The organism is Streptomyces sp. NPDC107559 (assembly GCF_055657365.1).
In genome coordinates, this window is record NZ_JBVKBD010000014.1 from 179548 (window position 1) to 205797 (window position 26250).

General features: G+C 72.2%; 27 protein-coding genes. 11 read left to right on the plus strand and 16 right to left on the minus strand.

Translation table 11 applies throughout. The features are described 5' to 3' along the window. Positions 1-16: 16 nt before the first annotated feature. Both ACZ7OY_RS32915 and tuf read right to left on the minus strand, forming a co-directional pair. Positions 17-862, minus strand: a complete 846-nt coding sequence (locus tag ACZ7OY_RS32915) for a spermidine synthase (RefSeq protein ID WP_471914829.1) — start codon at positions 860-862, stop codon at positions 17-19. A 175-nt stretch (positions 863-1037) separates the two neighbouring features. Then, positions 1038-2207, minus strand: a complete 1170-nt coding sequence (gene tuf, locus ACZ7OY_RS32920) for an elongation factor Tu (protein WP_384724659.1) — start codon at positions 2205-2207, stop codon at positions 1038-1040. Between the two features lie 532 nt (positions 2208-2739). On the opposite strand from tuf, the gene ACZ7OY_RS32925 reads away from it, so the two are divergent. Further along, a complete protein-coding gene (locus ACZ7OY_RS32925; RefSeq protein WP_471914830.1) occupies positions 2740-3513 on the plus strand; it encodes a TVP38/TMEM64 family protein in 774 nt (257 codons plus the stop codon). 53 nt (positions 3514-3566) lie between these two features. Here the strand turns inward: ACZ7OY_RS32925 and ACZ7OY_RS32930 are convergent, their stop codons facing one another. From ACZ7OY_RS32930 to ACZ7OY_RS32940, 3 genes are read right to left on the minus strand one after another with little or no spacing between them, the layout of a single operon-like run. Next, the gene (locus ACZ7OY_RS32930) at positions 3567-4301 is read right to left on the minus strand and encodes a cupin domain-containing protein (protein WP_471914831.1); all 735 of its coding nucleotides are present in this window, start codon (positions 4299-4301) and stop codon (positions 3567-3569) included. Beyond that, a complete protein-coding gene (locus ACZ7OY_RS32935; protein WP_471914832.1) occupies positions 4295-5224 on the minus strand; it encodes a DUF6807 domain-containing protein in 930 nt (309 codons plus the stop codon). The genes ACZ7OY_RS32930 and ACZ7OY_RS32935 overlap by 7 nt, the downstream gene beginning before the upstream one ends. Beyond that, complete coding sequence (locus ACZ7OY_RS32940; RefSeq protein WP_471914833.1) at positions 5221-6480, minus strand: Gfo/Idh/MocA family protein; 1260 nt, start codon at positions 6478-6480, stop codon at positions 5221-5223. Before ACZ7OY_RS32940 ends, ACZ7OY_RS32935 begins: the two co-directional genes overlap by 4 nt. Positions 6481-6847: 367 nt before the next feature. On the opposite strand from ACZ7OY_RS32940, the gene ACZ7OY_RS32945 reads away from it, so the two are divergent. From ACZ7OY_RS32945 to lnt, 6 genes are all read left to right on the plus strand, one after another. Beyond that, positions 6848-7723 (plus strand): undecaprenyl-diphosphate phosphatase, encoded by an 876-nt coding sequence (locus tag ACZ7OY_RS32945; RefSeq protein ID WP_471914834.1) that lies wholly within the window; start codon positions 6848-6850, stop codon positions 7721-7723. Between the two features lie 258 nt (positions 7724-7981). After that, complete coding sequence (locus ACZ7OY_RS32950) at positions 7982-8161, plus strand: hypothetical protein (protein WP_351609966.1); 180 nt, start codon at positions 7982-7984, stop codon at positions 8159-8161. Positions 8162-8304: 143 nt separating this feature from the next. Beyond that, a complete protein-coding gene (locus tag ACZ7OY_RS32955) occupies positions 8305-9471 on the plus strand; it encodes a PP2C family protein-serine/threonine phosphatase (RefSeq protein WP_471914835.1) in 1167 nt (388 codons plus the stop codon). 135 nt (positions 9472-9606) lie between these two features. After that, positions 9607-10644, plus strand: coding sequence for a hypothetical protein (locus ACZ7OY_RS32960; protein ID WP_471914836.1), 1038 nt, complete (start codon positions 9607-9609; stop codon positions 10642-10644). A 142-nt stretch (positions 10645-10786) separates the two neighbouring features. Further along, positions 10787-11287, plus strand: coding sequence for a nuclear transport factor 2 family protein (locus tag ACZ7OY_RS32965; protein ID WP_471914837.1), 501 nt, complete (start codon positions 10787-10789; stop codon positions 11285-11287). 186 nt (positions 11288-11473) lie between these two features. After that, positions 11474-13048: an apolipoprotein N-acyltransferase gene (lnt, locus tag ACZ7OY_RS32970; RefSeq protein ID WP_471914838.1), complete on the plus strand. Its 1575-nt coding sequence runs from the start codon at positions 11474-11476 to the stop codon at positions 13046-13048. Here lnt and ACZ7OY_RS32975 read toward each other — a convergent pair. Beyond that, a complete protein-coding gene (locus ACZ7OY_RS32975; RefSeq protein ID WP_471914839.1) occupies positions 12966-13877 on the minus strand; it encodes a Gfo/Idh/MocA family protein in 912 nt (303 codons plus the stop codon). The two genes, lnt and ACZ7OY_RS32975, sit on opposite strands and share 83 nt — an antisense overlap. 118 nt (positions 13878-13995) lie before the next feature. On the opposite strand from ACZ7OY_RS32975, the gene ACZ7OY_RS32980 reads away from it, so the two are divergent. Continuing rightward, a complete protein-coding gene (locus ACZ7OY_RS32980; protein ID WP_471914840.1) occupies positions 13996-14508 on the plus strand; it encodes a DinB family protein in 513 nt (170 codons plus the stop codon). A 371-nt stretch (positions 14509-14879) separates the two neighbouring features. On the opposite strand, the gene ACZ7OY_RS32985 is transcribed toward ACZ7OY_RS32980, so the two are convergent. From ACZ7OY_RS32985 to ACZ7OY_RS33015, 7 genes are all read right to left on the minus strand, one after another. Next, positions 14880-15413, minus strand: a complete 534-nt coding sequence (locus tag ACZ7OY_RS32985) for a hypothetical protein (protein WP_471914841.1) — start codon at positions 15411-15413, stop codon at positions 14880-14882. Between the two features lie 134 nt (positions 15414-15547). Further along, a complete protein-coding gene (gene ung / locus ACZ7OY_RS32990) occupies positions 15548-16231 on the minus strand; it encodes a uracil-DNA glycosylase (protein WP_471914842.1) in 684 nt (227 codons plus the stop codon). Between the two features lie 81 nt (positions 16232-16312). Beyond that, positions 16313-17890: an ABC transporter substrate-binding protein gene (locus tag ACZ7OY_RS32995; RefSeq protein WP_471914843.1), complete on the minus strand. Its 1578-nt coding sequence runs from the start codon at positions 17888-17890 to the stop codon at positions 16313-16315. Positions 17891-18116: 226 nt separating this feature from the next. After that, positions 18117-18869 (minus strand): SDR family oxidoreductase, encoded by a 753-nt coding sequence (locus tag ACZ7OY_RS33000; RefSeq protein WP_351610000.1) that lies wholly within the window; start codon positions 18867-18869, stop codon positions 18117-18119. Positions 18870-18881: 12 nt separating this feature from the next. Further along, entirely contained in the window at positions 18882-19643 is a 762-nt protein-coding gene (fabG, locus tag ACZ7OY_RS33005) for a 3-oxoacyl-ACP reductase FabG (protein ID WP_471914844.1), read from the minus strand. A 137-nt stretch (positions 19644-19780) separates the two neighbouring features. Continuing rightward, positions 19781-20164 carry a DUF3037 domain-containing protein gene (locus tag ACZ7OY_RS33010; protein ID WP_471914845.1) on the minus strand — a complete coding sequence of 128 codons (384 nt, stop codon included), beginning with the start codon at positions 20162-20164 and terminating at the stop codon, positions 19781-19783. After that, positions 20161-20916 (minus strand): HipA family kinase, encoded by a 756-nt coding sequence (locus ACZ7OY_RS33015; protein ID WP_471914846.1) that lies wholly within the window; start codon positions 20914-20916, stop codon positions 20161-20163. Before ACZ7OY_RS33015 ends, ACZ7OY_RS33010 begins: the two co-directional genes overlap by 4 nt. 188 nt (positions 20917-21104) lie before the next feature. On the opposite strand from ACZ7OY_RS33015, the gene ACZ7OY_RS33020 reads away from it, so the two are divergent. Then, on the plus strand, positions 21105-21551 hold the full coding sequence (locus ACZ7OY_RS33020) for a Rieske (2Fe-2S) protein (protein WP_471914847.1): 447 nt from the start codon (positions 21105-21107) through the stop codon (positions 21549-21551). A gap of 6 nt (positions 21552-21557) precedes the next feature. Here the strand turns inward: ACZ7OY_RS33020 and ACZ7OY_RS33025 are convergent, their stop codons facing one another. Continuing rightward, positions 21558-22208, minus strand: a complete 651-nt coding sequence (locus ACZ7OY_RS33025; RefSeq protein ID WP_471914848.1) for a cysteine hydrolase family protein — start codon at positions 22206-22208, stop codon at positions 21558-21560. Positions 22209-22372: 164 nt separating this feature from the next. Here ACZ7OY_RS33025 and ACZ7OY_RS33030 point away from each other — a divergent pair, with 164 nt between their 5' ends. Then, positions 22373-22840 carry a pyridoxamine 5'-phosphate oxidase family protein gene (locus ACZ7OY_RS33030; RefSeq protein ID WP_471914849.1) on the plus strand — a complete coding sequence of 156 codons (468 nt, stop codon included), beginning with the start codon at positions 22373-22375 and terminating at the stop codon, positions 22838-22840. A gap of 57 nt (positions 22841-22897) precedes the next feature. Here the strand turns inward: ACZ7OY_RS33030 and ACZ7OY_RS33035 are convergent, their stop codons facing one another. Then, positions 22898-23800 (minus strand): LysR family transcriptional regulator, encoded by a 903-nt coding sequence (locus tag ACZ7OY_RS33035; protein ID WP_471914850.1) that lies wholly within the window; start codon positions 23798-23800, stop codon positions 22898-22900. Positions 23801-23874: 74 nt separating this feature from the next. Between ACZ7OY_RS33035 and ACZ7OY_RS33040 the strand changes: the two genes are divergently transcribed. Further along, on the plus strand, positions 23875-24807 hold the full coding sequence (locus ACZ7OY_RS33040) for a DMT family transporter (protein WP_471914851.1): 933 nt from the start codon (positions 23875-23877) through the stop codon (positions 24805-24807). A 101-nt stretch (positions 24808-24908) separates the two neighbouring features. On the opposite strand, the gene ACZ7OY_RS33045 is transcribed toward ACZ7OY_RS33040, so the two are convergent. Continuing rightward, complete coding sequence (locus ACZ7OY_RS33045) at positions 24909-26240, minus strand: aminotransferase class I/II-fold pyridoxal phosphate-dependent enzyme (protein ID WP_471914852.1); 1332 nt, start codon at positions 26238-26240, stop codon at positions 24909-24911. Positions 26241-26250: the final 10 nt, after the last annotated feature.

Sequence of the window (26250 nt, forward strand, 5' to 3'; positions counted from 1 at the left end):
ATTTTCCGCCGGTTCTTCAGCCGATACCGAAAGCGCCGTCGGGGGGTACGGGCGACGGTACGGCGTCCTCGTCCCGTACCGGGCGCGCGTCGCCCATGAAGTCGCGCAGTGCCGCCCCGTGTTCGACGCGCGCCGGGAAGGCGTCGGCTGCGGTCCGGCGGCCCAGGGCGAGCGTGTCGAGCGGGTGCCGCGCGGCGACGAGCACCGCGTTCCCGAATCGGCGACCGCGCAGCACGCCCGGTTCGGCGATCAGCACGAGTTCCGGGAACACCGCCGCGAAGGTGGCGAGTTGGGAGCGCAGGAAGGCGAACGGAGCGGCGTCGGCGAGGTTGGCCAGGTAGACACCGCCGTCGCGCAGGACCCGCCCGGCCTCGCGGGCGTAGCCGAGGGACGTGAGATGCGCGGGGACGCGGGAGCCGCCGAAGACGTCGGCGACCAGGACGTCGGCCGAGTCGTCGGGGGCGGCCTCCAGCCAGCGCCGGGCGTCGGCGGCGTGCAGGGTGATGCCCGCGCCGTCCGGGAGCGGCAGATGCTCGGCGACCAGGTCCAGCAGACCCCGGTCGGCCTCGACGACGTCCTGCCGGGATCCGGGCCTGGTCGCGGCCAGGTAGCGGGGCAGGGTGAACGCGCCTCCGCCGAGGTGCAGCGCGTCCAGCGGACGCCCGGCCCGGGTGACGGTGTCCAGGACGTGCCCGAGCCGGCGCGCGTACTCGAACTCCAGGTGCGTCGGCTCGTCCAGGTCGACGTACGACTGCGGTGCCCCGTCGACGGTCAGCAGCCAGGCCCGCTCCCGGTCGACGTCGGGCATCAGCTTGGCGAACCCGTGGTCGACGGCTCGGCTTACGGGTATGGGCTCGTTCACCGTCCCATTGTGCCCGCGCCACCGACCCCGACCGGCCCGTCCCCGCCCCGGATGGCGCGTCTGGCACGGGGACCGCCCCGGACCCGGGCACGGGGACACCCTCGGTCCCCGTACCCGGACAGGCTCCGTCCCCGTGCCCGGACAGGCTCCGTCCCCGTGCCGGGACGGCGTGCCGTCACTCGACCGCGGTCACGCTCCCCGCGCCGACCGTCCGGCCGCCCTCGCGGATGGCGAAGCCGAGCCCCGGCTCCAGCGGGACCTCGCGTCCCAGCTCGACGGTCATCGTGACCGTGTCGCCGGGGCGGGCGACCGCGACCTCGCCGAGGTCGACGTCGCCGACCACGTCCGCGGTACGGATGTAGAACTGCGGCCGGTAGCCGCTCGACACCGGGGTGGTGCGGCCGCCCTCGCGCCCCGACAGCACGTACACCCGCGCCGTGAAGCGACGCCGGGGCACGACGCTGCCGGGCGCGGCGACGACGTGCCCGCGCCGGACGGCGTCCCGTGGCACACCGCGCAGCAGCAGCGCGACGTTGTCGCCGGCCTGCGCCTCGGCCATGGGCTTGCCGAAGGTCTCCACGCCGGTGACGACGCTCTCGACACCGGCGCCGAGCACCTCGACCCGGTCACCGACGTGGATCGTGCCGCGTTCGACGGCACCGGTGACCACCGTCCCGCGGCCGGTGATGGTGAGCACGTTCTCCACCGGCAGCAGGAACGGCGCGTCCACGTACCGCTCCGGCATGGGCACATAGGTGTCCACCGCGTCGAGCAGCGCCTCGATCGACGCGGTCCAGCGCGGGTCGCCCTCCAGCGCCCCGAGTCCCGAGACCCGTACGACGGGGACGGCGTCGCCGCCGTAGCCCTGCGCGGTGAGCAGTTCGCGGACCTCCAGCTCGACCAGGTCGGCGAGCTCCTCGTCGGCCCGGTCGGCCATGGTCAGCGCGACGACCACATGGTCGACGCCCACCTGACGGGCGAGCAGCACGTGCTCGGCGGTCTGCGGCATGATCCCGTCGAGCGCGGAGACGACGAGGATCGCCCCGTCGAGCTGCGCGGCCCCGGTGACCATGTTCTTGACGTAGTCGGCGTGGCCCGGCATGTCCACGTGCGCGTAGTGCCGGGTGTCGGTCTCGTACTCGACGTGCGCGATGTTGATGGTGATGCCGCGGGCGGCCTCCTCCGGCGCCCGGTCGATGCGGTCGAACGGGACGAAGGTGCCGGTCCCGCGGTCGGCGAGGACCTTGGTGATGGCGGCGGTCAGGGTGGTCTTGCCGTGGTCGACGTGGCCCATCGTGCCGATGTTCAGATGCGGTTTGGTGCGCACGTATGCCGTCTTGGGCATGGCGGTACCTGGAAGCCTCTCAGTGAACCGAGCGAAGGTCCCGATGCGGTGGGCGCGGCGGGACGGGGACCCCGAGGGACTGGCCGACCCTCCCCCTGCGGGGTCCGCCGGAATGTCCGGAGAGGGTCAGCTTCGGGCGCCGTCGACTGCTGCGACGAAGACGGGAACGGCAGCCTTCGGTGCATCCGCGACTGCGGATGCTGCGAAGTGGAAGGCGTACCGGAACATGACGCCGATCCTCGCCGACGCGTCACCGCACGTCGAATGGTTTTCCGGCCCGCGTCCACCCGCTCCCGGCCCGAGCCGACCCGAAACCCTTGTCCCACCGCCTCGCAGCTCGCCGGAAGCCCGTGGTCACCGCCTCGCACCTCGCCGGAAGCCCGTGGTTCACCGGCCCTCCTCCCACTCGAATCCCGTGGTTCACCTGCCGCCACACGCGTCGGGCCCGGTGGTCCGTCCGCACGCGCGGGTGGCAGCCGCCTTGTCCAGGGCCGTACGGCGATCACACGCGTGCGTCGGTTACTGTCACCGAATGCTCGATGCCACCACCCGCTCTGGGGGCACCGCCACGGCCACTCCCCGGGCCGCCGCCACGGAGCTCGCCCTCGCCGTCCCCCTGTCCACGCCCGTCGGTCTCACCACACGCTGCACGAGAGTGCTGCTCTCCCCCTGGTCCCGGTTCGCCCTGCTCGTCCTGCTGCTCGCGGCGGCCGCGTCGAGCGTGCTGCTCTTCGAGCCGCAGAAGCTGCTGGCCCACGGCTGGCCGCCGCACGCCGGGGGCGCCACCGCGGCCCTGGTGTTCGCCGTGGCGTACGGGCTGTGCACGGTGGCGTTCGTCCCCCGGCCGCTGCTGAACCTGGCGGCAGGTGCACTGTTCGGCTCCCAGCTGGGCACCGCTTCGACCCTGGCGGGCACCGTGCTCGGCGCCGGGATCGCCTTCGGTCTGGGCCGGATGCTCGGGCAGGACGCGCTGCGCCCGCTGCTGCGGGGCCGCTGGCTGAAGGCGGCGGACGGCCAGCTCAGCCGGCACGGCTTCCGCTCGATGATGGCGGCCCGGCTGTTCCCGGGGGTGCCGTTCTGGGCGGCGAACTACTGCGCGGCGGTGTCCCGCATGGGCTGGCTGCCGTTCCTGCTCGCGACGGCGATCGGCTCGGTTCCGAACACCGCCGCGTACGTCGTCGCGGGGGCCCGCGCCTCGGCGCCGACGTCCCCCGCGTTCCTTGTCGCGATGGCCGCCATCACCGTACCGGCGCTGGCCGGCGCGGTGGTGGCCTGGCGCAAGCGCCACCACCTGCGGTCGAGTTGACGGAACGTCACCAGGCTTCCGCTGCGGCCGCGACGGGGCCGCAGCCGGCCGGTTCACCCGTGGGCTCCCTCCCGGAACTCGTACACGTCGAGCCGTCCGCACATCCCGAACCTCCCGGTCTCCAAGGGCTGTTCGGACCGTACGACGGCCCCGCCGAGATGGGCGGGATCGCCCCGTTGCAGACGGTCGAGCTGCTCCCCCGTGGCCCTCGCGGCGGCCTCGGCGCCGCGCCGCCAGCGCTCGCGCCACTCGGCGATCCGCGGGCGCACCAGCGCGCAGGCGGCCCGGTGGAAGGCGGCCAGCGCCTCAGGCCCCTCGGCGTCCCGCAGGGCCCGGTAGCCCTCCAGGGCAAGGTCCCGGCGGGCACGGGCGATCCGCTCCCGCTCGGCCTCGGGCGCGTCGGCGGGGATCGCCGTTGCGGCGGCGTACGTCCCCGGGTCGGCCAGATACGGCGGCGGCAGGGTGAGCACCGCGTCGCCCGCCTCCGGCAGCCCGCCGTTCTGCATCAGGACGGTGATGCGCAGGCCGCCCTCGTCGACCAGCCGGTGGATCGTGCCGGGCGTGAACCAGGCGACGGTGCCCGGCGTGAGCGGTGTGACCTCGTACCCGGACGCGGTGAGCGTCTGCACCGCGCCCCGGCCGCCGGTGACCACGTACGCCTCCGAACAGGCCAGATGCATATGGGGTGTTCCGCCGCACAGGCCGTCGGCCGCCGGCCAGTCGTACACCGACAGCCGCGACAGGCCGACCCCGCCCGGCGGTCCGGCGTACTGCGCCGGGCTCACCACGGGTGCGCCTCCAGGTACCCGGCGATCTCCTCCCGCGCCCAGGCCCCGTCGGCGACCACGACCCGGTAGCGGCGGGTGAGGGTGGCGCCGGGGGCGAGGGCGAGCTCGTCGTGGAAGGCCCAGGACGGGGCGACGGCGGCGAAGGGGTCGTTGCGCACGAACCAGTGGGCGGGGTGGGTGCCCCGGGCTCCGGCGTGGTCGTTCTCGGGAGCGTGCGCGAAGACCAGGGTCGCGTGGCCGTCCGTGCCGTCGTGCTCGCCGCGGAGCGCCAGCCAGGGCGACTGACTGCCCATCAACTTCGGTCCCTCGCCCTCGGGTCCGAGGACGAGTCCGTCCCGGAAGGCACGCGGACCGCGCCAGAACAGCCCCGTGTAGCCGGCCATCTCGCGCCCTGCGGTGGTCGGGCTGCCGAACAGCAGCGCCGACTCGCGCCGGTTGGTGACGGCGGTCGTCCAGGTCAGCGCCCAGGAGCCGGCGGCCGGGTCCACGTCGTGGATCTCCACGCGGCGCCGCTCCTCGGCCCACAGCTCCCCGCCGTACGGGTGCCAGGTGAGCCGTTCGGCGATGACGGCGCGGTCACCGTCGGCGGCTACCTCGTCGAAGGCCACGTGCGCCATCGAGCCGACCCGTTCCGGGAGTTCGAGATACCCCTGTCCGTGGACGTAGGTGTTGCCGCCCCACAGGTTCGCCCCGGACAGATGGGAGGCCGTCAGCGACAGGCCCTTGTGCCAGCGGTGGTCGTTGGGCCGGTAGCCGGTGACGATGTCGCCGGCCAGGGTACGCAGCGGGTGGATGTACGGCTTGGGCGCCTCCCAGGCCGCTTCCGGACGGTAGACGTAGGCGAGCAGTTCGACGCCGGTGGCGGGCTCGGTCACCGTGATGCGCTCGCCGTGCGTGTGCACGACCCGCAGTCCGTTCGTCATGCGGTCACCTCCTCGCCCGCGTGGGCCCCGGAGACCTCGTCGCCCGGCCGGGCTCCGGAGACGGCGGTCGCGGGTGCCCAGCCGGGCACACCCCCGTGCAGGGCCGTGTAGAACGGGTCGCCCGGCCCGATCTCGCCCCGCCGCACCGTGACGTCGGTGAACGCCGACTTGTACAGCGCGCTGATCAGTTCCAGGCCGGTACGCGCCTCCTCGCCGCTGCTGCGCGGGCGTCGCCCGGCGTGCATGCTCGCCACCAGTTCACGCAGCTGCTCCAGGTGCGAACTGGGCACGTCCGGGCCGAAGTCCCGCCAGGCGGCGGCCTCGTCGTCCGGCACGTGCGCGGCCGGGGTCACGCGCCAGTTCGCGTTGCCGTGCCCGTAGAGGTGGGTGAGTTCGACGGTGGCGTGCTCGCAGTCGATGCGGATGCGGCTGACCTCGTCGGGGCTGAGGACGCTGTTGACGACGGTCGCCAGAGCCCCGTTCTCGAAGCGGACCAGGGCCGTCGAGACGTCCTCCGTCTCCACGTCGTGCACCAGCCGCCCGGCCATGGCCCGCACCTCGCTCCAGGGTCCGAGCAGATCGAGCAGCAGGTCCATCTGATGGATCCCGTGCCCCATCGCCGGGCCTCCGCCCTCGGTGTCCCAGCGGCCCCGCCACGGCACGGCGTAGTAGGCGGCGTCGCGGTACCAGGTGGTCTGGCAGTGCGCCACGAGCGGCCGCCCCATGGCCCGCTCGGCGAGCAGCCGTCGGACATGGCGGGAGCCGGAGCCGAAGCGGTGCTGGAAGACGATGGAGGCATACGGACCGCTCCCGTCGCCCGCCGCGGCCTCGACCGCGTCGAAGTCGGCGAGCGTCGGCACGGGCGGCTTCTCGCACCACACCCATGCCCCGGCGCGCAGCGCGGCCACCGTCTGCTCACGGTGCAGGGTGGGCGGGGTGCAGATGGTGACCAGGTCGGGCCGCTGCTCCCGCAGCATCCGGTCCAGGTCGGTGTAGGCGTGCGGGATCCCGCCCGAGGCGCAGAACTCACGGACGGCACCGGGGTCGATGTCGACGGCGGCGACGACCTCCGTCCGGCCCTCCTCGGCGAGCCGGGCGAGCGCGGGCAGATGGCTCCCGCGCGCGATCGCGCCGGTGCCGACGACGGCGGCACGGACAGGTCGCCCGTCGAGCGGAGCGAAACGGGCCCGGGACGCCCCGGGACGGGCCGCGGATGTCGGCGTCGACGTACCGGGACGGGCGCCAGGTGCAGACATGGGCGTACCAGGACGGGCGGCGGACGTGGGCATCGGCGTGATCAGCACTCCTCCGAAGCGGCGGACAGGACGGCGGGCACGGCGGTGGCCCTGGCGTCGAGCACGCCGGCGCGCACGACGGTAAGCGCTTTCCCTCCTGGCAACGTATGCGGACGCGCCAGGGCCGGTCAACACCTCGAAGCGGCTGCTCACCGGCCGTGTTCGAAACCCCTCTGACGGGCCTGTCACCCGGGGACGCTACGCTGCATCACGGCGCACGTGATCAACGCGCGCGACGGAACGCGTGTCCGTGCCCCCGCACGGCGGACCGGGCGGACCCGGCGGACCCTCGCCCCTTTCCGCATCGGCACTTGGACTTCCTCACTTCATGTCTTGGTTCGAATCCCTCGTCCTCGGCCTCGTCCAGGGGCTGACCGAGTTCCTCCCCGTGTCCTCCAGCGCGCATCTGCGGCTCACCGCCGCCTTCTCGGGCTGGAAGGACCCGGGAGCGGCGTTCACCGCGATCACCCAGATCGGCACCGAGGCCGCCGTGCTGATCTACTTCCGCAAGGACATCGGCAGGATCATCTCCGCATGGTGCCGCTCGCTCTTCGACAAGGCGATGCGCAGCGACCACGACGCGCAGATGGGATGGCTGGTGATCGTCGGCTCGATCCCGATCGGTGTGCTCGGCCTGACGCTCAAGGACCAGATCGAGGGTCCGTTCCGTGATCTGCGGGTCACGGCGACCATGCTGATCGTCGTCGGCATCGTCATAGGCATCGCCGACCGCCTCGCGGACCGCGACGAGAAGGGCGGCCGGCACCGGGCGCCCAAGCAGCGCAAGGCGCTCGAGGACCTCGGCGTGAAGGACGGCCTGATCTACGGCTTCTGCCAGGCCTGCGCCCTCGTCCCCGGCGTCTCCCGGTCCGGCGCCACCATCAGCGGCGGCCTTTTCATGGGCTACAGGCGTGAGGCGGCGGCCCGTTACTCCTTCCTGCTCGCCATGCCTGCGGTGCTCGCGTCCGGCCTCTTCGAGACCAAGGACGCGCTGGAGAGCGACCATGTGCTGTGGGGTCCGACGCTGTTCGCGACGGTGATCGCGTTCGCGTCCGGCTACGCGGTCATCGCCTGGTTCATGAAGTTCATCTCCACCAAGTCCTTCATGCCGTTCGTCTACTACCGCGTCGCCCTCGGCATCCTCGTCATCGGCCTGGTGGCCACGGGCGTGCTGAGCCCGCACGCGGCGGAGTCCGCGGGCTGAGTCCCGCGCACGACGCAGCCCGCGGAACGCCAACCGGGCTCTCCCTCCGGAAGACGTGGAGGGGGAGCCCGCGATCGTCCGCCGTGACAAGCCCGTCCGTCGTCGCACCACGCGAACACCCGGTCCACTCAAGGCCGTTCGACTCCCGGCCGGTCCGCCGTCGGCGCGCGCCGGCGATCCCGCGCCCGTGACCTACGGCATACGATCTGTGTAGCGACCCGGTAGCGCACTGTCAGTGCTTGCCCCTAGGCTGACCCCATGTCCCCCGAATCCGTGACCCCTGGTTCCGTGCGTTGCGCTGCCGAGGTGAACGAGCAGATCCGGGCGCTCTGGATGCGCGCGGGCGGCTCGCTGTCGACCCAGGAGCGGACGGAGTACGAGCTGCTGGTGGTCGAGTGGGCCGCGGCGATCCGCGGCGAGGTAGTGAAGGCGGCCTGAGTCGCACCACCCCCGCTCTCCGTCCGGCGGCACCTGGGGAGGTCGCCGCCGGACGGACATCTCCCTCCGGGTTTACGTGCACGCGCCACTCCCGGCCTCCCCCAATACGGGGCGATATTTCAGCCAGAGAGCAAAATGGATATATGGGTCTCCGGCATGCCTCGGTGGACCACCTCCTCGAGCAGTCGCTGAGCCGTGGACTGGTGGCGATTCCACTCGGACTGATCGTGGCGATCACCGCGGTGGACCTCCAGGTCCCCGAAGACGTGCACCTGGGCCCCCTGCTGGTCATCGCCCCCGCGCTCACCGCCTCGCTGGGCGGCACCGCCATGACCGCCCTGGCCGGGTTCCTGGCCATCACGGCACAGACGCTGATCGCGGTGTTCCACGGCGGACTGACCACGCCCAACCATCTCGCGCAGATCGTCGCGCTGACCCTGCTCTCCGGGCTCACGGTCTTCTTGCGCCACATCCAGGCGCGCAGGGAGCGGGCGCTGAACCTGGCGCGGTCGGTGGCCGAGATGGCACAGCGCGTGCTGCTGCGGCCACCGCCGCGGCGGGTCGGCCCGCTGCGAGTGGCCTGGCTGTATCTGTCCGCCGAGGACGAGACCCAGATCGGGGGCGATCTCTTCGCCGTCGCCCGTGCCGACCGGCCCGCCACCCGTGTCATCATCGGTGACGTCCGGGGCAAAGGCCTGGCCGCCATCGCCGAGGCCTCCCTGGTCCTGGGAGCCTTCCGCGAGGGCGCGCACCGGTACGACACCCTGCCCGAACTGGTCGGCGCGGTCGAGGACAGCGTCCACCGGAACCTGGCGGAGGTGGTGGACACCGACCAGGAACTCGGCGAGCACTTCATCACCGCCCTCATGGTCGACATCCCCGACGACACCGCACGGGCCGAGATGATCAACTTCGGGCATCCTGCCCCCCTGCGGGTACGCGGCCGACAGGTCACCGCCCTCTCCGTACGGCAGCCCGTACCGCCGCTCGGCGTGTACGAAACGGCCGGTCCGCCCCGCTCCGCCGACACGTTCACCGTCGAGGGCGGCGATCTGCTCGTGCTCTACACGGACGGGGTCGTCGAGGCCCGGTCGCCGGGCGGGGCCTTCTATCCGCTCGTCGAACGGATCACCTCGTTCCTGCCCGCGAGCGGCCCCGACTCCCTGTTGCGGCAGATCCACCACGACCTGCTCCGCCACGTCGGCGGCAACCCCGGCGACGACGTCGCCCTACTGGTGATCGAGCGCATCCGCTCCCGGCACTTCGCCCGGACGCAGCCCACCGCCCACCTCGACGGCCACCCCGGCTGACCGGCCGGGCCGCGACCGCCCGTCCCACCGCGGGGCAGGCCGATCCACGGCCGCCCTCCCCACCGCGGGGCCGGGCCGGCCGTGTCGCCCTGCCCCGCCCACCGGGTCGTCCACTAAGGTCACATCACCACAAAGGTGACGATCGCTACGGAGGACAGAACCGCGGAGATCAATCGCGAGCGCATCACCAGGACCCTGACGTTCTGGCTGCGTCCCTCCTTCGCTCTGCGCGTCGTCAACAGGTTCCAGAAGATCGTGGGCTTCGACCGCGCGATGGCCCTGGCCTCCAGCGCGCTCACCGCGGTCATCCCACTCGCGATCCTGACCAGCGCCGTGCTGAACAGTGCCACGGACTACGACGCCGCGGAACGGATCATCAGCCGCTACGGCCTCACCGGAGCGGGTGCCACCTCCGTCCGGTCGCTCTTCACCCCGGCCGACGAAGGCGTCACCAGCGTGGGCGTCTTCGGGGTGGTGTTCCTGACGATCTCCGCGCTGAGCTTCGCACGGGCCTCGCAGCGGCTGTTCGAACAGACCTGGCAGCTGAAGCCGCTCAGTGTCCGCAACACGCGCAACGGCCTGTGGTGGATCATCTCGCTCGGCGCCTACATGGCCGTCACCGGATGGCTCCATGCGGTCCTCGACGGCGGCCGTCTGGAGCTGACGGCGGCGGTGTCCGAGGTACCGCTGACCGCCGCCTTCCTTCTCTGGAGCGGCCGGCTGCTGTCCTCGAAACGGATCGGCTGGGCGGACCTGCTGCCCTTCGGGATCACCGCGGCCGTCCTCACGGCCGTCTACTCGGTGGGCGCCGCCGTGTATCTGCCGCGCCTGTTCAACTCCTACGCCTCGCGCTACGGGTCGATCGGCGCCGTCTTCGCCATGATCTCCGCCCTCTTCACGGCCATGCTCGTCATCGTCGGATCGGCGGCGGTGGGCCGCGAGGTGAGCGACGAACTCGACCGGATCAAGCACGGCCACCGCCCCTCGGACAACGAGGTCCGCCGCCAGTGGGACCTGGTGGTCGAGCAGGCCCGCTCCCGCTGGCACACCGCGCGCGAACAGGTCTCACGTCGGCGGTCCAAGGGCCCGGAGAAAGGCCCGGCGAAGGGCCCGGATAAGGGACCGGGGCAGGGTGCGGCGAAAGACCCGGGGAAGGGCCCGGAGAACAGCTGACCCCGGACAGCGGACGCGTCCGGCGCACGACTGCCCCGCGCGGCACCGCTGCCGGGCGATCAGGCTCGGCTCCCGCCCGCGCGGCACCGAATATCACCGCACGCCCCTTGGCGCGGCCCGTGCCATGCCCAACACTGAGCCGATGACGCAGCGTGTGGAGCTCGCGACCGTGATGGACCGGCTGGCGGTGGACGGACTGGTCACCGACTACGCGGTGGCGGTGGACGACGGCGACTGGGCGGCCTACCGAGAACTGTTCACCCCGGACGGGCGCGCCGACTACCGCTCGGCCGGCGGGATCGAGGGCGACGCCCGGACGGTGGCCGGCTGGCTCGCCGACAGCATGCGGCTCTTCGCCATGCGGCAGCATCTGATCGTCAACCGCCGGGTGCGCTTCGGGATCCTGGAGCAGGACACCGGGGACACCGCCCGCATCCAGGCCGACTACATCAACCCCATGCGCTTCGCCGGACCCGGCGGCGACGGCGCCGCGGCACCGGACTTCGTGTGCGGCGGCCGCTACACCTTCGGGCTGCTGCGCACGTACGACGGCTGGCGGCTGCGCGAGGTGGTCGTCGAGGAGAAATGGCGCCGTATCTCCGGCCCGCCGGCCGGCCCCGACGACCAGGCCCCGGCCGGCTGACCCGAGGCACCCTGTCGCACTGCCCTGCCCGGCGCGCACACTGGAACCGTCCCCGGAGACGGAGCGGGAGTGAGTCCTGTTGCCACAGCCCGAGCCCAGTCCGACGCCCCGGCCGGCCGGGGTCGACACCGGCCCCGGGCTGCTCGAAGCGGTGCCGGCCTGCGCAACCGGACGGGGGGACCGACGATGAGGGTGCCCGACCGCCGGCTCGTCTCCCCCTGGCGCCGTGGAACGCTCGCGGCACTCGCCGGGGCCCTGCCCGTGCTCGCGTTCCCCGCCCCCTCCCTGTGGTGGTTCGCCTACGCCGCCCTGGTCCCGTGGATCCTGCTGGCGCGGTCGGCGCCGAGCGGGCGGCGCGCGGCGTACGACGGCTGGTGCGGCGGTTTCGGGTTCATGCTGGCCATGCACCACTGGCTGCTGCCGAACCTGCATGTGTTCCTGCTGGTCCTCGCGGCTCTGCTGGGTGCGCTGTGGGCGCCGTGGGCCTGGCTGGTGCGCCGGTTCCTGGCCGGAACACCGTCGGGCGGCCGGGTCCTGGCCGCCCTGGTCGTGCTGCCCTCGGGCTGGCTGGCGATCGAGCTGGTGCGCTCCTGGCAGGGCCTGGGCGGCCCGTGGGGCATGCTCGGCGCCAGCCAGTGGCAGGTGACGGCGGCTCTGCGGCTGGCCTCGGTCGGCGGGGTGTGGCTGCTCAGCTTCCTGGTGGTGGCCCTGAACGTCGCGTTCGCCGTCCTCACCGCGCTCCCGCGGGCCCGAATACCGGCCGTGGCCGGTCTGGTCGCGACGGCCGCGACCGCCTCGGCGGCCTGGGTGTGGTCACCGCGCCCCGAGACGGACTCACAGGTGCGGATCGCCGTCGTCCAGCCCGGGGTGGTCGGCGGCACCGACAGCGGCGACCGCCGCTTCGCCCGGGAGGAACAGCTGACGCGCGAACTGGCCGGCCGGCACGTCGATCTGGTCGTCTGGGGCGAGAGCAGCGTCGGCTTCGACCTGGGCCGGCGCCCCGATCTGGCCCGGCGGATCACCGCGCTCTCCCGGGAGAGCGGCGCGGACATCCTGGTCAACGTGGACGCGCGCCGCTCCGACCGGCCCGGCATCTACAAGAGTTCGATCCTGGTGGGCCCGGACGGCCCGACCGGCGACCGCTACGACAAGATGCGGCTCGTCCCCTTCGGCGAGTACATCCCGGCCCGCTCCCTGCTCGGCTGGGCGACTTCGGTCGGCCGGGCGGCCGGCGAGGACCGCAGGCGCGGCACCGAGCAGGTGGTGATGAACGCCGGGCACGGGCTGCACATCGGCCCGCTGGTCTGCTTCGAGACCGCGTTCCCCGACATGACCCGGCATCTCGCGGAGGACGGTGCCGATGTCCTGGTCGGCCAGTCCTCGACGTCCACGTTCCAGCGGAGCTGGGCTCCCGAGCAGCACGCCTCGCTGGCGGCACTGCGCGCGGCGGAGACCGGCCGGCCGATGGTGCACGCCACGCTGACCGGGGTCTCCGCCGTGTACGGACCGAGCGGGGAGCGGATCGGTCCGTGGCTGGGGACGGACGCGAGCGCGACGCGGGTGTACGAGGTGCCGCTGGCCACCGGCGTCACGCCGTACGTCCGGTTCGGCGACTGGCCGGCCCAGGTGTCGCTGCTGGTGCTGGCGGCGCTGTGCCTGACCGAGGGCGCGCGGGCGGTCAGACTGCGCCGGGGCTCTCCTGTACCGCACGCACCACGCGTTCACACAGTTCATGAGTCGCCAGCGCATCCCGGGCACTGAGCACCTTGCCCGCCCGTACCGCGTCGAGAAAGGCCAGTACGGCCTGCTCGATGCCACGCTGGCGGGCCACCGGAACCCAGTCGCCGCGGCGGCGCAGGGTGGGCTGGCCCCGGTGGTCGACGGTCTCGGCGAGGTTGATCACCTGCCGCTTGGAGTCCTGGCCGGAGACCTCGAGGATCTCCTCGGCGGAGCCGCTGAGCCGGTTCATCACGCCCAGCGCGGTGAAGCCGTCCCCGGCGAGCTGGAGCACGACGTGGTGCAGCAGGCCGTCGCGGACGCGGGCCCGGACGCTCACGTCGTCGACCGTGCCCGGCACCAGGAAGCGCAGGGTGTCCACGACGTGGATGAAGTCGTCGAGGATCATCGTGCGGGGCTTCTCCGGCAGCCCGATGCGGTTCTTCTGCATCAGGATGAGCTCGCGCGGGTGCTCCGCGCACTGGGTGTAGCCCGGGGCGTGGCGCCGGTTGAAGCCGACGGCGAGTGATACCCCGTGCTGTTCGGCGAGCGCCACGAGCCGCTCGGAGTCGGCGAGTTCGTAGGCCAGCGGCTTGTCGACGTACGTGGGTACGCCCGCTTCGAGCAGCCGGGTGACGATCTCGGGGTGCGCGGTGGTGGGCGCGTGCACGAACGCGGCGTCGAGACCCTGGGCGAGCAGGGACTCCAGGTCCGGGTGGCGCTGTGGGCCGGGCACCCGGAGGCTGTCGGCGACCCGGTCGAGGGTGGCGGGGGTGCGGGTCTGCAGATGCAGTTCGATCCCGGGCTGGACCCCGAGCACCGGCAGATAGGCCTTCTGCGCGATGTCACCGAGTCCGATGCAGCCGACCTTCACGGGGGCTCCTTCTCTGCTTGTCCGCGCCTGCCTGTCCGTGCCTGCCTGCACGGCAGCATACGCAGGGCCCGGCCGAAAACCCCTGGTGGATCGGGACGGGTCGGGCGAGCATGAGGACATGACGACCGAGCGCACGGAACCGGCCCAGGACGCCGACGAACGCACGATGCTGGAGGGCTGGCTGGACTACCACCGGCAGACGCTCGCCGTGAAGTGCCGGGATCTGACCGACGAGCAGCTCAGGACCGCCTCCGTGCCCCCGTCCGAACTGTCCCTGATGGGGCTGGTACGGCACATGGCCGAGGTCGAACGCAACTGGTTCCGCAGGGTGCTGACGGGCGACGACCCCGGACCGATCCACTACAGCGACGAGGACCCGGACGGCGAGTTCCATCTCACCGAGGCGGACACCTGGCAGGACGCCTACGCCGGCTGGCAGGCCGAGATCGGGATCGCCCGGCGCAACGCGGCCGGCTTCGGCCTCGACGAGTTCTCCGCGGGGCGCAGCAGGACCGACGGCAAGCCGTTCAGCCTGCGCTGGATCTACACGCACATGATCGAGGAGTACGCGCGTCACAACGGTCACGCCGATCTGATCCGTGAGCGCATCGACGGCGTCACGGGCGACTGACGTCAGCCCGGGCGGGCGAACCGCTCGCAGGGGGTGCGGGATCACCCGTGCGGGGCAAGCTCCGCTCGTCCGCCGTGCCTCACGGAGCCCGAGCCAGCAGAGTTGCGCGGGTGCATCGAACGACGACCCTCGCCACGCTCCTGGTCACCGTGGCCGTGTCGGCCCTCACCGGCTGTGTGACGGTCCAGCGTCCGCCCACGGCCGGCCCTCCGGCGGCGGTGCCCGCGTCCGGACCCACGCCCCGGGCGGACGGTGACTCGCCGTCCCAGGTGGTGCAGGCGCCGGCGCGGAGGCGCTGGAGCTCGTCGGGTCGCGGAGTCGGCGATCTGCGAGCAGACCTACGGGCGTTGAGGCGACAGCCTTCGGGCCCCTCAGGGGCGCTGCCGTGGCGGACCCCAGGTCCCCCCGCCGGAGCCGTCCCCCTCCCCCGCCCCTTCCCCCAGCCTCAGTTCCATCCGGCTGATCGCCGCCCGGATCCCGTCCCCGTAGGCGTCGTCGCCCAGGGCCCCCGCGGCCCCGCGGGCCCGGCGGACATGGCTGCGGGCGGCCTCGCGGCGGCCGAGTTTCACATAGTCCGCCGCGAGGTTCAGGTGCAGTGAGGGGTACAGCGCCCGCACGGCGGCCAGTTGGTCGTGCTCCGCGCGCCGCCCGTCCGTGAGTTCCTCCGCGGCGGTCAACGCCCGCAGGTCCCAGGCGAGTTCCGCGTCCGAATCGTCCTGGGTGTCGGCGAGGTAGTGGGCCAGGGTGCAGCGGTGCAGCGGGTCGCCGTGTTCGCCGATCTCCGTCCACAGCTCCAGCAACCGGTGGCGGGCCTCCTCGCGGTCACCCGCGTGATGCAGCATCACGACCTGCCCGATCCGCGTCAGCACGGCATCGGATGCCGTCTGCCCCTGTCGCTCCGTCACCGCGTCCTCCGCGTGCTCGTCGGCGTCCCCACCGGTCCGTGCCGGCCCTTGCCGACCGACGCTAACCGCAGGGACCCGGGATCCGGGGCAGGCGGCACCGGGCCGGCCGGTGAAGGAACCGGCCCGGCGGCGGATCAGCCCAGGTTCGGCACGGTCCAGTCGATCGGCTCGTGGCCCTGCGCCGCCACGGCCTCGTTGATCTGCGTGAACGGACGGGAACCGAAGAACTTCTTGGCCGACAGGGGCGAGGGGTGCGCGCCCTTGACCACCACGTGCCGGGTCTCGTCGATCAGCGGGAGCTTCTTCTGGGCGTAGTTGCCCCACAGGACGAAGACCGCCGGGTCGGGCCGGTCGGCCACCGCGCGGATCACCGCGTCCGTGAACTTCTCCCAGCCCTTGCCCTTGTGGGAGTTCGCCTCGCCGGAACGGACGGTGAGCACCGCGTTGAGCAGCAGCACGCCCTGCTGGGCCCACGGCATCAGATAGCCGTTGTCCGGGACGGGCGTGCCCAGTTCCTCGTGCATCTCCTTGTAGATGTTGCGCAGGGACGGCGGGACCTTCACCCCGGGCCGGACCGAGAAGCACAGGCCGTGGCCCTGGCCCTCGCCGTGGTACGGGTCCTGGCCGAGGATCAGGACCTTGACCCGCTCGTACGGCGTGGCGTCGAGCGCGGCGAACACCTCCTCGCGCGGAGGGTAGACGGGCCCCTTCGCCCGCTCGTCCTCGACGAACTCCGTCAGCTCCTTGAAGTAGGGCTGCTGGAGTTCGTCGCCCAGGACGCCGCGCCAGGACTCGGGCAGCATGGCGGTGTCGGTCACGTCGATGTCCTTATGTCGTACGGTCGCTTGCAGGCTTCAGAACCTACAGGCGACCACTGACAACCGGCCCGGCGAACGGCTCTACCAGCTGGTCTTGCGGGACAGTTCCCACATCATCATGATCGTCGAGGGGTCCAGCGCGCGCTCCCCGCCCGAGATGTCCACGCTCGCGGCCACGTACTGCTTGCCCTGCCACAGCGGCAGCAGTCGCGCGTCGTCGACGAGGACCTGCTGGGCGTCCTCGAAGTCCTTGATCACGGCGCCGCGGTCGCTCTGCTGGCGGGAGTGGGCCAGCGCCTGGGCGATCTTCGGCTCCGGATAGGGCGTGCCGAGGGCGTTCTGCTTGCCCACGAAGGGCGCGATGAAGTTGTCCGCGTCGGGGAAGTCGGGGAACCAGCCGCGCCCGAACACCGGGTACTCGCCCTTCTGGTAGCCCTCGACGTAGGTCTTCCAGGGCCGGCTCTTGAGCGTCACGGTGAACAGGCCCGTGCTCTCCAACTGGCGCTTGAGCTCGGCGAACTGACGGGCCGTCTCGGAGCCGTAGCGGTCTGTGGTGTACCAGAAGGTGAGAGGGACGGGCGTGGTGATGCCCGCGCGGGTCAGCAGCGCGCGGGCCTTGGAGGTGCTCGGGTCGCCGAAGTCGTCGAAAAAGCCCGTGCTGTGCCCGGTCAGACCCTTGGGGACCATGGAGTACAGCGGGTCCACGGTGTCCTTGTAGATCTTGTGGGCGATCGCCGACCGGTCGACGACCTGTGCGATGGCCCTGCGCACGGCCAGCTTGCCGGCCCACTTGTCCTTCGGGTTGAACACCAGGTAGCTGATGTCGGTGCCGGCGCCCTCGACGAGCTGGAGCGTGCTCCCTTCGTCCTTGCTCTCCAGGCCGATGATGTCGCCCGCGGCGAGACCCCGGTAGGTCACGTCGATGTCGTGGTCGCGCAGGGCCTTGACCATGGTGGCCGAGTCCTGGAAGTAGCGGATCGTCACCCCGTCGTTCTTGATGTCGGCGAAGCCCTTGTAGTTCTCGTTCCTGACGAGGGCGGCCTTCTTGCCCTCGTCGTAGGACTGGAGCCGGTAGGGCCCGGACCCGTAGACCTTGCCGTCCTTGCGGAGGGAGTCGGCCGGGTAGTCGTCGGGGTCGACGATGGACATGGCCGGGGTGGCGAGGACGAACGGAAAGGTCGCGTCGGCCTGGTTGAGGTGGAAGACGATCTCGCGGTCGCCCAGCACCTGCACCCGGTCCAGGCTGCCCAGCAGCCCGGCCGGACCACTGGCCGCGTTGATCTTCCTGATCCGGTCGATGGAGTACTTGACCGCGGCGGCGTCGAGCGCGTCACCGTCGGAGAACTTCATGCCCGCGCGCAGCTTGCACCGGTACTTGGTGTTGGTGTCGTCGGTGAAGTCGCAGCTCTGGGCGGCGTCCGGCTGAGGCGTCGTCGCGCCGTTCGGGTACGCCAGCAGCGTCTGGTAGATGTTGCGGAACAGCTCCCACGAGCCGTCCCAGGAGGCGGCGGGGTCCAGGGTGCTGGGGGCGCTGGTCGTCCCCACCACGATCGGTCCCTTCCCCGCGGAGTCGCTTGCCGAGAAGTAGCTGCATCCAGTCACCAGGGATATGGATGCGATCGCCGCAACCTGGCGCAGGCTTCGCTTCCGGTTGAACACGCGCACGCTCCTCGATCTGCCATACCAAGGGTCGGCAGACCATACCGCAGAGTGACGGGAGTTGAACCTGCTTCCCGGGAGGCCCGAGATCAACCTGTGTTCAAGGGAGTCGGCAAAAGCCGGCAGGTCTCCTGTACGACGAAACGGGCGCCGTTTCCGTCAAGTCCCGTATGGATCCGGCAGGATCCGCGAGGAGGAAACAGCGCCCGTATCGGATGCGCGCAGGTCAGCCGACGCCCGCGTTGAGGAAGATGCCGCCGTCGACGACGAGGGTCTGGCCCGTGATCCAGTCGGACTGCGTCGAGGTCAGGAACGCGGCGGTGCCACCGATGTCCGAGGGCACGCCGAGCCGGCCGAGCGGGTAGGACGCGGCCGCCTCCGCCTCCCGGCCCTCGTACAGGGCCTGGGCGAACTTGGTCTTCACGACGGCCGGGGCGATGGCGTTGACCCGGACCTTCGGCGCGTACTCGTGCGCCAACTGCTGGGTCAGGTTGATCATCGCGGCCTTGCTGACGCCGTAGGCGCCGATGAAGGGCGAGGCCGAAAGTCCCGCGACGGAGGCGATGTTGACGATCGCGCCGCCGTTGTCCTTCTGCCAGGCGTGCCAGGTGCGCTGCGCGAAGCCGAGTGCCGAGATCACGTTGGTCTCGAACACCTTGCGCGCGACATCGAGGTCGAGGTCGGCGATCGGCCCGAACACCGGGTTCGTACCGGCGTTGTTGACCAGGAAGTCGACTCGGCCGAAGGCCTCCATGGTGCGCTCGACGGCGGCGGCCTGGTGCTCGATGTCGTGGGCCTTGCCGGCGACGCCGATGACCCGGTCGGCGCCGAGCGCGTCGACGGCCTCCTTCAGGGCCTCCTCGTTGCGACCGGTGATGCAGACCCGGTCGCCGCGAGCGACCAGGGCCTCGGCGACGCCGTAGCCGATGCCGCGGCTGGCACCCGTGACCAGGGCGACCTTGCCGGAAAGTTCAGTCATGTTCCCTCGTCCTTAGTCGAGCGGCCCGCCGGCCACGTACAGCACCTGGCCGGAGACGAAGCCGGCCGCCTCGTTGGTGAAGAAGGCGATGGCGTTGGCGATGTCCTCGGGCTCGCCGACGCGCTGCACCGGGATCTGGGTGGCGGCGGCGGCCTTGAAGTCGTCGAAGCCCATGCCGACGCGGTCCGCGGTGGCCTTGGTCATCTCGGTGGCGATGAAGCCGGGGGCGACGGCGTTGGCGGTGATGCCGAACTTGCCGAGCTCGATGGCCAGGGTCTTGGTGAAGCCCTGGAGACCGGCCTTGGCGGCGGAGTAGTTGGCCTGGCCGCGGTTGCCGAGGGCGGAGGACGAGGAGAGGTTGACGACCCGGCCGAAGCCCGCGTCCACCATGTGCTTCTGGACCGCCTTGGTCATCAGGAACGAGCCGCGCAGGTGCACGTTCAGGACGGTGTCCCAGTCGGACGCGGTCATCTTGAACAGCAGGTTGTCACGGAGCACACCGGCGTTGTTGACCAGGATGGTCGGGGCGCCGAGCTCCTCCACGACACGCGCGATCGCGGCCTCGACCTGCGCCTCGTCGGAGACGTCCGCGCCGATCGCCACGGCCCTGCCGCCCGCCGCGGTGATCTTCTCGACGGTGTCCTTGCAGGCGGCCTCGTCGAGGTCGATCACGGCGACGGCACGGCCTTCGGCGGCCAGCCGTACGGCGGTGGCGGCGCCGATGCCGCGCGCCCCGCCGGTGACTACGGCGACCCGCTGCTCAGTGGTGGACATTGCTGGTTCTCCTCGCGCTTGAGATGCGGCTCCCACGGTACGCCCCTGAGGTGAGCGACCGCTTAGTACCTTCAGCAGACGTGACGCTAGAAGCCCTGGCACGCGGTGTCAACGGCGCACCGCGGGGGTGTGATCCATTACCTGACGAGCAGATCGAGCAGCCGCTCGGTCTCGGCCGCCGGATCGAGGGTCAGACCGGTGTGCACGGGGCCCGGCTGGACGACCGTGGAACGCGGCGCGATCAGCCAGCGGAAGCGCCGGCCCGCGTCGTCGCCCGCGGCCTGCCCGGCCGCCGTGCCCCCGGCGCACACGCCCTCGACCGCGCGCAGCGCCGCCCGTACGGCGTCGACGTCCACGGCCGGGTCCAGCGCCAGCAGCCTGCGCTCGTCGAGGTGCGTACGCACGCCCACGAAGGACGCGGCCCGGCAGTAGACGAGGACTCCGGCGTTGATGCACTCGCCGCGCTCGACGCGGGGCACCACCCGCAGCACGGCGTACTCGAAGACGTTCCGCTCGCTCACTGTCCCCCCTGGATGCGTTCGTGGATGCGGCCCGCGCGCGCGAGCAGGGGCCGTGCGTAGGCCCGCCGGAGCTCGTCCGGCGAGTCGAAGCCCGGCTCGTCGGCCAGCCACACGTCCGGGATCGCGGCGGTGACCTCCGCGAGCAGTTCCTCGGTGACCAGGGGCGCCAGCTCGGCGGCGGCAGCGGCGACATCCGGCCCGAACGGGCGCAGCGCGTGGTCGCCGATGTCGTACGGTCGGGCCGCGGAGGCTTCGGCACCGCGCCAGTTGTGGTGCCAGATCATGGTGGCGCCGTGGTCGATGAGCCACAGCTCGCCCCGCCACATCAGCAGGTTGGGATTGCGCCAGGAGCGGTCGACGTTGTTGACGAGCGCGTCGAACCAGACGATCCGCCCGGCCTCCCGCGGACTCACCGGGAAGGCGAGCGGGTCGAAGCCGACGGCGCCGGAGAGGAAGTCCATGCCGAGGTTGGTCCCGCCGCTGGACTTGAGCAGCTCCTGCACCTCCTGGTCCGGTTCGCCGAGTCCGAGCACCGGGTCCAGTTCGAGCGTCACCAGGCCGGGGACACGAAAGCCGAGCCGGCGGGCGAGTTCCGCGCACACGACCTCGGCGACGAGCGTCTTGCGGCCCTGTCCCGCGCCGGTGAACTTCATGACGTACGTCCCGAGGTCGTCGGCCTCGACGAGCCCCGGCAGCGAGCCGCCCTCACGCAGCGGCGTGATGTAGCGGGTCGCGATGACTTCCTTGAGCATCGCCCCAGGTTACTGGGATGTTGGCGGTGGACCCGCGCCGACGGTCCCCGGCTGCCGCCACGGCGGCGTCCTCCCGGCTCCACGTCCGGCACATCCGGAGAAAAGCGGCTCCGCCCGGATGAACGGCGCGTCCGCCCCGGCCGTACTGAAGTGCAGATCAGGTGAGATCCAGGGAAGGGAACGTCAGCATGACCAGCGAATCGCTTCAGCCCGTCACCGGCCCCAGCCGCCGCACCGTCGTGGCGACCGTCGGGGCGGCCGGGGTCGCCGTCGCGCTGACCGCGTGCGGGTCGCAGGACTCGGGCGACAAGGGCAGCTCCGGCTCCGCGGGAGCCGCGGGAGCCTCGGGCACCGTCATCGCGAAGACCTCGGACATCCCGCAGGGCGGCGGCAAGATCTTCACGGAGCCGGGCGTGGTGGTGACCCAGCCGACGGCGGGCACGTTCAAGGCGTTCTCCACGAAGTGCACGCACAAGGGGTGTCCGGTGACCAGCGTCGCCAACGGGGTGATCGTCTGCCCGTGCCACCACAGCGAGTTCTCCATCGAGGACGGCAGCGTGAAGCAGGTCCCGGCCACGCAGCCGCTGCCCGCGGTGGAGATCACCGTGTCCGGTGACGAGATCAAGCTGGCCTGAGCACGGTCACCCGCTTGCGGCCCGCCGGGGCCGCAGCAGGGCGCCGAGCACCTCGTCGGTGGTCACCAGGGTCGCCACCAGGGCGAGCGTGTGACGGATCATCATGGGCGTGTAGTCGGCGGGCACTCCCGCGACGGCGTCCGTCGGCACCACCGCGGTGTAGCCGCGGTTGACCGCGTCGAAGACGGCGTTGGGGATCGCCACGTTGGCGGAGACCCCGGTGACGACCAGGGTGCGGCAGCCGAGGTTGCGCAGCAGCGGGTCGACATCGGTGCCCTGGAGGGGCGACAGGCCGTGCAGCCGCCGTACGACGAGGTCGTCCTCGGCGAGCTCGATCGGCGGCGCGACGCGCACCGCGGTGGTGCCGGTCAGCTGCTGGACGGGCAGGCGTTCGGCGGCGCGGAAGAGGCGGGCGTTGCGGTTGGCGCCGCGGCCGTCCGGCCGGCGTTCGGCGACGGCGTGGATCACCTGCATCCCGCTGCCGTGCGCGGCGGCGACCAGCCGGGCGACATTGGCGAGGGCGCCGGAGGAGCGGGCCTCGCGGGCGAGTTCGGGCAGCGCGCTGCCGGGGCCCACGACGCCCTGCTGGCACTCCACGGTGAGCAGCACCGTGCTCGCCGGATCGAGGAGGTGGACGAGCTGTTCCGGCGACGGCATGGCACGTCCTCGCTCTCCTCGGCACGGACCGGCGGGGCGTGACACTAGCCACCATTGCGCGACGACGGAAGACGTTCCATTCTTTTCTGACGTGATGTCAGAGGATCTCCCCGCTCCGGGAGAACGGCCCTCTGGCACGACGTGGGACAAGAAGAGGGGGCCGCATGACCGCCACTCAGCGCCGGGGCCGGAAGATCATGATGACACCGGGGGAGCTGGACGAGTTCCTCACGACTCAGCGCACCTGCCGGGTCGCCACCGTGTCGGCCGACGGCGCGCCGCACGTCAGCACGCTGTGGTTCGCCTGGGACGGCACCTCGATGTGGCTGTACTCGGTGGTGCGCAGCAAGCGCTGGATCCATCTGCGCCACGACCCCCGGGTGGCGATCGTGGTCGACACCGGTGAGGCGTACGACGAGCTGCGCGGCGTCGAGCTGTCGGGGACCGTGGACTTCGTGGGCGAGAGCCCGCGCACCGGGGAGCTGCGCGCGGAACTCGACGTTCCAGAGATCCTGTTCGCCCGCAAGAACTTCGGCCTGGAGGAGATGCCGCACGACGGCCGGCACGCCTGGATACGGCTGACCCCCGAGAAGACCGTGTCCTGGGACTTCCGCAAACTCGGTGGCGCGTAGGCACGTTCGGCCGACGCACCCGGCCATGCGCTCGGCCGGTGCGCCCGCCCCGCGCGCTCAGCCGACCTGTTCCGCGGCCGCCCGCAGGGCCCGGACCGCCGCGCGGATCGACGGGCGGCGGTCGGCGTCCGTGCGCCAGACGGCGTAGACGTGACGGCTCACCCGCTGGGTGAGCGGGACGGTGACGACCCCGGGCGGCATCGGGCTGCGGCCGAGCAGGGGCGCGACGCACACGCCCAGTCCGGCCGCGACCAGGACGAGCTGGGTGTGCGTCTCGCCCGCCCGGTGGCCGACGACCGGTTCGATTCCCTGCGAGCGCAGGGTGTACATCAGCCACTCGTGGCAGAACTCGCCCTCGCCCCAGGTGATCCACTCGTCCTCGGCGAGCTCCGCGAGGTCCACCGCGTCACGTCCGGCGAGCGGATGGCCGGCCGGCAGGGCGAGGTCCGCCGGATCGTCGAGGATGGGCGCCTTCGTCAGCCCGTCGGGCAGCGGGATCGACTTGTTGTACCAGTCGAGCACCACCGCGAGGTCGAGGTCCCCGCGCATCACGGCGGCGATCGCGGCCTCCGGTTCCAGCTCGCACGAGCGCACCCGCAGCACCGGGTGCTCGGTGCGCAGGGCGGCGAGCGCGGTGGGGAACAGTCCGCGCGCGGCGGTCGGGAACGCCGACAGCCTGAGTTCGCCGACCACCTGTCCGCGCTGCGCCTCCAGGTCGGACTGGGCGAGCTGCACCTGGGACAGGATCCGGGCCGCGTGGTCGGCGAGCAGCCGGCCCGCGTCCGTCAGCCGTACCCCCCGGCCGTGCCGGGCCAGCAGCCGCTGGCCGACCTCCCGCTCCAGTTTGGCCAGCTGCTGCGAAACGGCGGACGTGGTGATGTGCAGCCCCTCGGCCGCCCCGCTGACCGAGCCGTGCCGGGCCAGGGCGTCGAGCGTGCGCAGCCGCTCCAGGTTCAACATGTAAGCGATACTACGAGATAACGCTTGCGAATTCTCGATTGTGCTACGACGTCTGCTCCCTCATCGTTGCCTGCATGAGCACCGTCACCCGCGAGCCCCTTCGAGCCACTGCCGCCGCCCACCGCCCGCGCCGGATCCGGGACTGGCGTCTGCGCTTCGCGGCCCTGTCCCTGATCTGGGGCTTCAGCTTCCTGCTGATCAAGGTGGGCACCGACGGGTACGCCCCCTTCCAGGTCACGCTCGGCCGGCTGGTGTTCGGCACCGCGGTGCTCGCGGCGGCCATGGCCGTCAAGGGCGAACGGCTCCCGCGCGGCCGGCGGACCTGGGCGCATCTGGGGGTCGCCGCCTTCCTGCTCAACGCGCTGCCCTTCTCGCTCTTCGCCTACGCGGAGCTGACGATCCCGTCCACACTGGCGGGCATCTGCAACGCCACCTCACCCCTGTGGGGCATGGCCCTGTCCCTGGTCGCGCTCTCCGAGGACCGGCCGACCCGGCTCCGGGTCGCCGGGCTCGGCCTGGGTTTCCTGGGCGTGCTGACCGTGCTCGGCGCCTGGCAGGGCTTCCACGGCCTGGACGCCAGGGGCACCGTGCTCGCGCTGCTGGCCTCGCTGAGCTACCCGGTCGGCTGGATCTACGTACGCCGCACGCTGGCCGGCTCCGGCATCTCCCATCTGTCCCTGACCGGGGCCCAGCTGCTGCTGGCCACCGTGCAACTGGCCGTCGTCACACCGCTGTTCACCACGCTGCCGACCCACTTCGCGCTGCTGCCCCTGCTGGCGATCGCCGCCCTGGGCGCGTTCGGCACCGGATTCGCGGTCCTCGTCCAGTACGGTCTGGTCGCCGAGGTCGGCCCGACCACCGCCCAGATGGTCACGTACTTCATCCCGGTCATCGCCACGGCCGCGGGCGTCGCGATCCTCGGCGAGCCGCTGGCCTGGACCACCCCGGTCGGCGCGGTCGTCGTCCTGGCGGGCGCGGCACTGACCCAGGCCCGCGGCAAGTCCTAGGACGGGGGGACGGGGACGCAGGACGGGACCCGAGGGGCGAGGGCCTCCGGCGCCCCGGGTGTCACGCCGGGGGCCTGCGCGTCGGCGGCGGTGGCGGGTGTTCAGACATGGTGGCGGGCCGGAGCCGGGCCCACCGCCGAGGCGACCGCGTCCGCGAGCGGTCCGGTCTCGTGCGCGGCCAGGGCCGAGACGGTGATCCGGATGCCGGGGGGCGCGCTCAGCCGGAAGCGGGCGCCGGGCGCGACCGCCCAGCCGGCGTGCAGCAGCCGGGCGACCGCCCCGGTCTCGTCCGGAACCGGGATCCAGACGTTCATCCCGCTGCGCCCATGGGCCGCGATCCCCCGGTCGGCGAGCGCGCCGATCAGCGCGTCCCGACGCCGGCCGTAGGCCGCCGCGACCGCGGGCGCGTCCACCGCTCCGTCGTTCCACAGCCGCAGCACGGCCCGCTGGACGATCCGGCTGACCCAGCCGGGCCCGAGCCGCTGCCTGCCGAGGACCCGGTCGAGGGTGACGGCGTCCCCGGTGAGCACCGCGAGCCGCAGGTCGGGGCCGTAGGCCTTGGCGACCGAGCGGACGAAGGCCCAGTTCCGGGTGGTGCCGGCGAGGGGGTGCAGGGGAAGGTCGACGATGCGGTGGCCGTGGTCGTCCTCGATCAGGAGGGTGTCGGGGTACTGGCGGAGCACGCCCCGCAGCGCGCGCGCCCGAACGGCGCTCACCGCGGCGCCCGTGGGGTTCTGCGCCCGGTCCGTGACGATCAGGGCGCGGGCCCCGACGTCCAGGGCCCGGCGAACGGCGTCCGGGACCGGACCCTCGTCGTCGACGGCGACGGCCGCCGTGCGCAGGCCGAGGGCCGGCACCAGGTCGAGCAGGCTGCCCCAGCCGGGATCCTCGACGGCGACCGTGTCGCCGGGCTTGAGGTGCGCGGCGAGCACCCGCTCCACCGCGTCCAGCGAGCCGGAGGTCACGGCGACCGGGCCGTCCGGCACCCCGTCGGCATCCAGGTCGGCCCGCGCGGCGCGTGCCAGCCCGGGCTCCACGGGATCGTCGCCGTACAGCACCGGATCCCGGTCGCCCTGCGCGGCGGCCGCGCCGAACGCCGGGGCGAGCGGCGGCAGCAGCGCCGGGTCCGGGTTGCCGTCGGACAGGTCGCGCACGCCCTCCGGGACCTCCACCCGAATCTGGTCCCGTCCGGTGGTGGCCGGCTTGGCCCGCACCCGGCTGCCCCGCCGACCGGCGGTCTCGATGACCCCGCGCTCGCGCAGGGTGCGGTAGGCGGCCGCGACGGTGTTCGGGTTCACCCCGAGCGTCTCCGCCAACTCCCTCATGGGCGGCAGCAGTTGACCGGGGCGCAGCTCGCCGTCACCCACCGCGCGCTCGACGCTCGCCGAAATCTCCGCCGCACGCCGACCCTGGATCGGATATTCTCCTAGCACAAAGACAATT

What these genes read in the sequence shown, in the direction of transcription:
- ACZ7OY_RS33000 (WP_351610000.1), bottom strand. Translation starts at nt 18,869, where the DNA reads ATGACTGAACTTTCCGGCAAGGTCGCCCTGGTCACGGGTGCCAGCCGC.
- ACZ7OY_RS32925 (WP_471914830.1), top strand. Translation starts at nt 2,740, where the DNA reads ATGCTCGATGCCACCACCCGCTCTGGGGGCACCGCCACGGCCACTCCC.
- ACZ7OY_RS33025 (WP_471914848.1), bottom strand. Translation starts at nt 22,208, where the DNA reads ATGCCGTCGCCGGAACAGCTCGTCCACCTCCTCGATCCGGCGAGCACG.
- ACZ7OY_RS32955 (WP_471914835.1), top strand. Translation starts at nt 8,305, where the DNA reads ATGGGTCTCCGGCATGCCTCGGTGGACCACCTCCTCGAGCAGTCGCTG.
- ACZ7OY_RS32940 (WP_471914833.1), bottom strand. Translation starts at nt 6,480, where the DNA reads ATGTCTGCACCTGGCGCCCGTCCCGGTACGTCGACGCCGACATCCGCG.
- ACZ7OY_RS33015 (WP_471914846.1), bottom strand. Translation starts at nt 20,916, where the DNA reads ATGCTCAAGGAAGTCATCGCGACCCGCTACATCACGCCGCTGCGTGAG.
- ACZ7OY_RS33035 (WP_471914850.1), bottom strand. Translation starts at nt 23,800, where the DNA reads ATGTTGAACCTGGAGCGGCTGCGCACGCTCGACGCCCTGGCCCGGCAC.
- ACZ7OY_RS33020 (WP_471914847.1), top strand. Translation starts at nt 21,105, where the DNA reads ATGACCAGCGAATCGCTTCAGCCCGTCACCGGCCCCAGCCGCCGCACC.
- ACZ7OY_RS32945 (WP_471914834.1), top strand. Translation starts at nt 6,848, where the DNA reads ATGTCTTGGTTCGAATCCCTCGTCCTCGGCCTCGTCCAGGGGCTGACC.
- ACZ7OY_RS33040 (WP_471914851.1), top strand. Translation starts at nt 23,875, where the DNA reads ATGAGCACCGTCACCCGCGAGCCCCTTCGAGCCACTGCCGCCGCCCAC.
- ACZ7OY_RS32965 (WP_471914837.1), top strand. Translation starts at nt 10,787, where the DNA reads ATGACGCAGCGTGTGGAGCTCGCGACCGTGATGGACCGGCTGGCGGTG.
- tuf (WP_384724659.1), bottom strand. Translation starts at nt 2,207, where the DNA reads ATGCCCAAGACGGCATACGTGCGCACCAAACCGCATCTGAACATCGGC.
- lnt (WP_471914838.1), top strand. Translation starts at nt 11,474, where the DNA reads ATGAGGGTGCCCGACCGCCGGCTCGTCTCCCCCTGGCGCCGTGGAACG.
- ACZ7OY_RS32950 (WP_351609966.1), top strand. Translation starts at nt 7,982, where the DNA reads ATGTCCCCCGAATCCGTGACCCCTGGTTCCGTGCGTTGCGCTGCCGAG.
- ACZ7OY_RS33030 (WP_471914849.1), top strand. Translation starts at nt 22,373, where the DNA reads ATGACCGCCACTCAGCGCCGGGGCCGGAAGATCATGATGACACCGGGG.
- fabG (WP_471914844.1), bottom strand. Translation starts at nt 19,643, where the DNA reads ATGTCCACCACTGAGCAGCGGGTCGCCGTAGTCACCGGCGGGGCGCGC.
- ACZ7OY_RS32980 (WP_471914840.1), top strand. Translation starts at nt 13,996, where the DNA reads ATGACGACCGAGCGCACGGAACCGGCCCAGGACGCCGACGAACGCACG.
- ACZ7OY_RS32935 (WP_471914832.1), bottom strand. Translation starts at nt 5,224, where the DNA reads ATGACGAACGGACTGCGGGTCGTGCACACGCACGGCGAGCGCATCACG.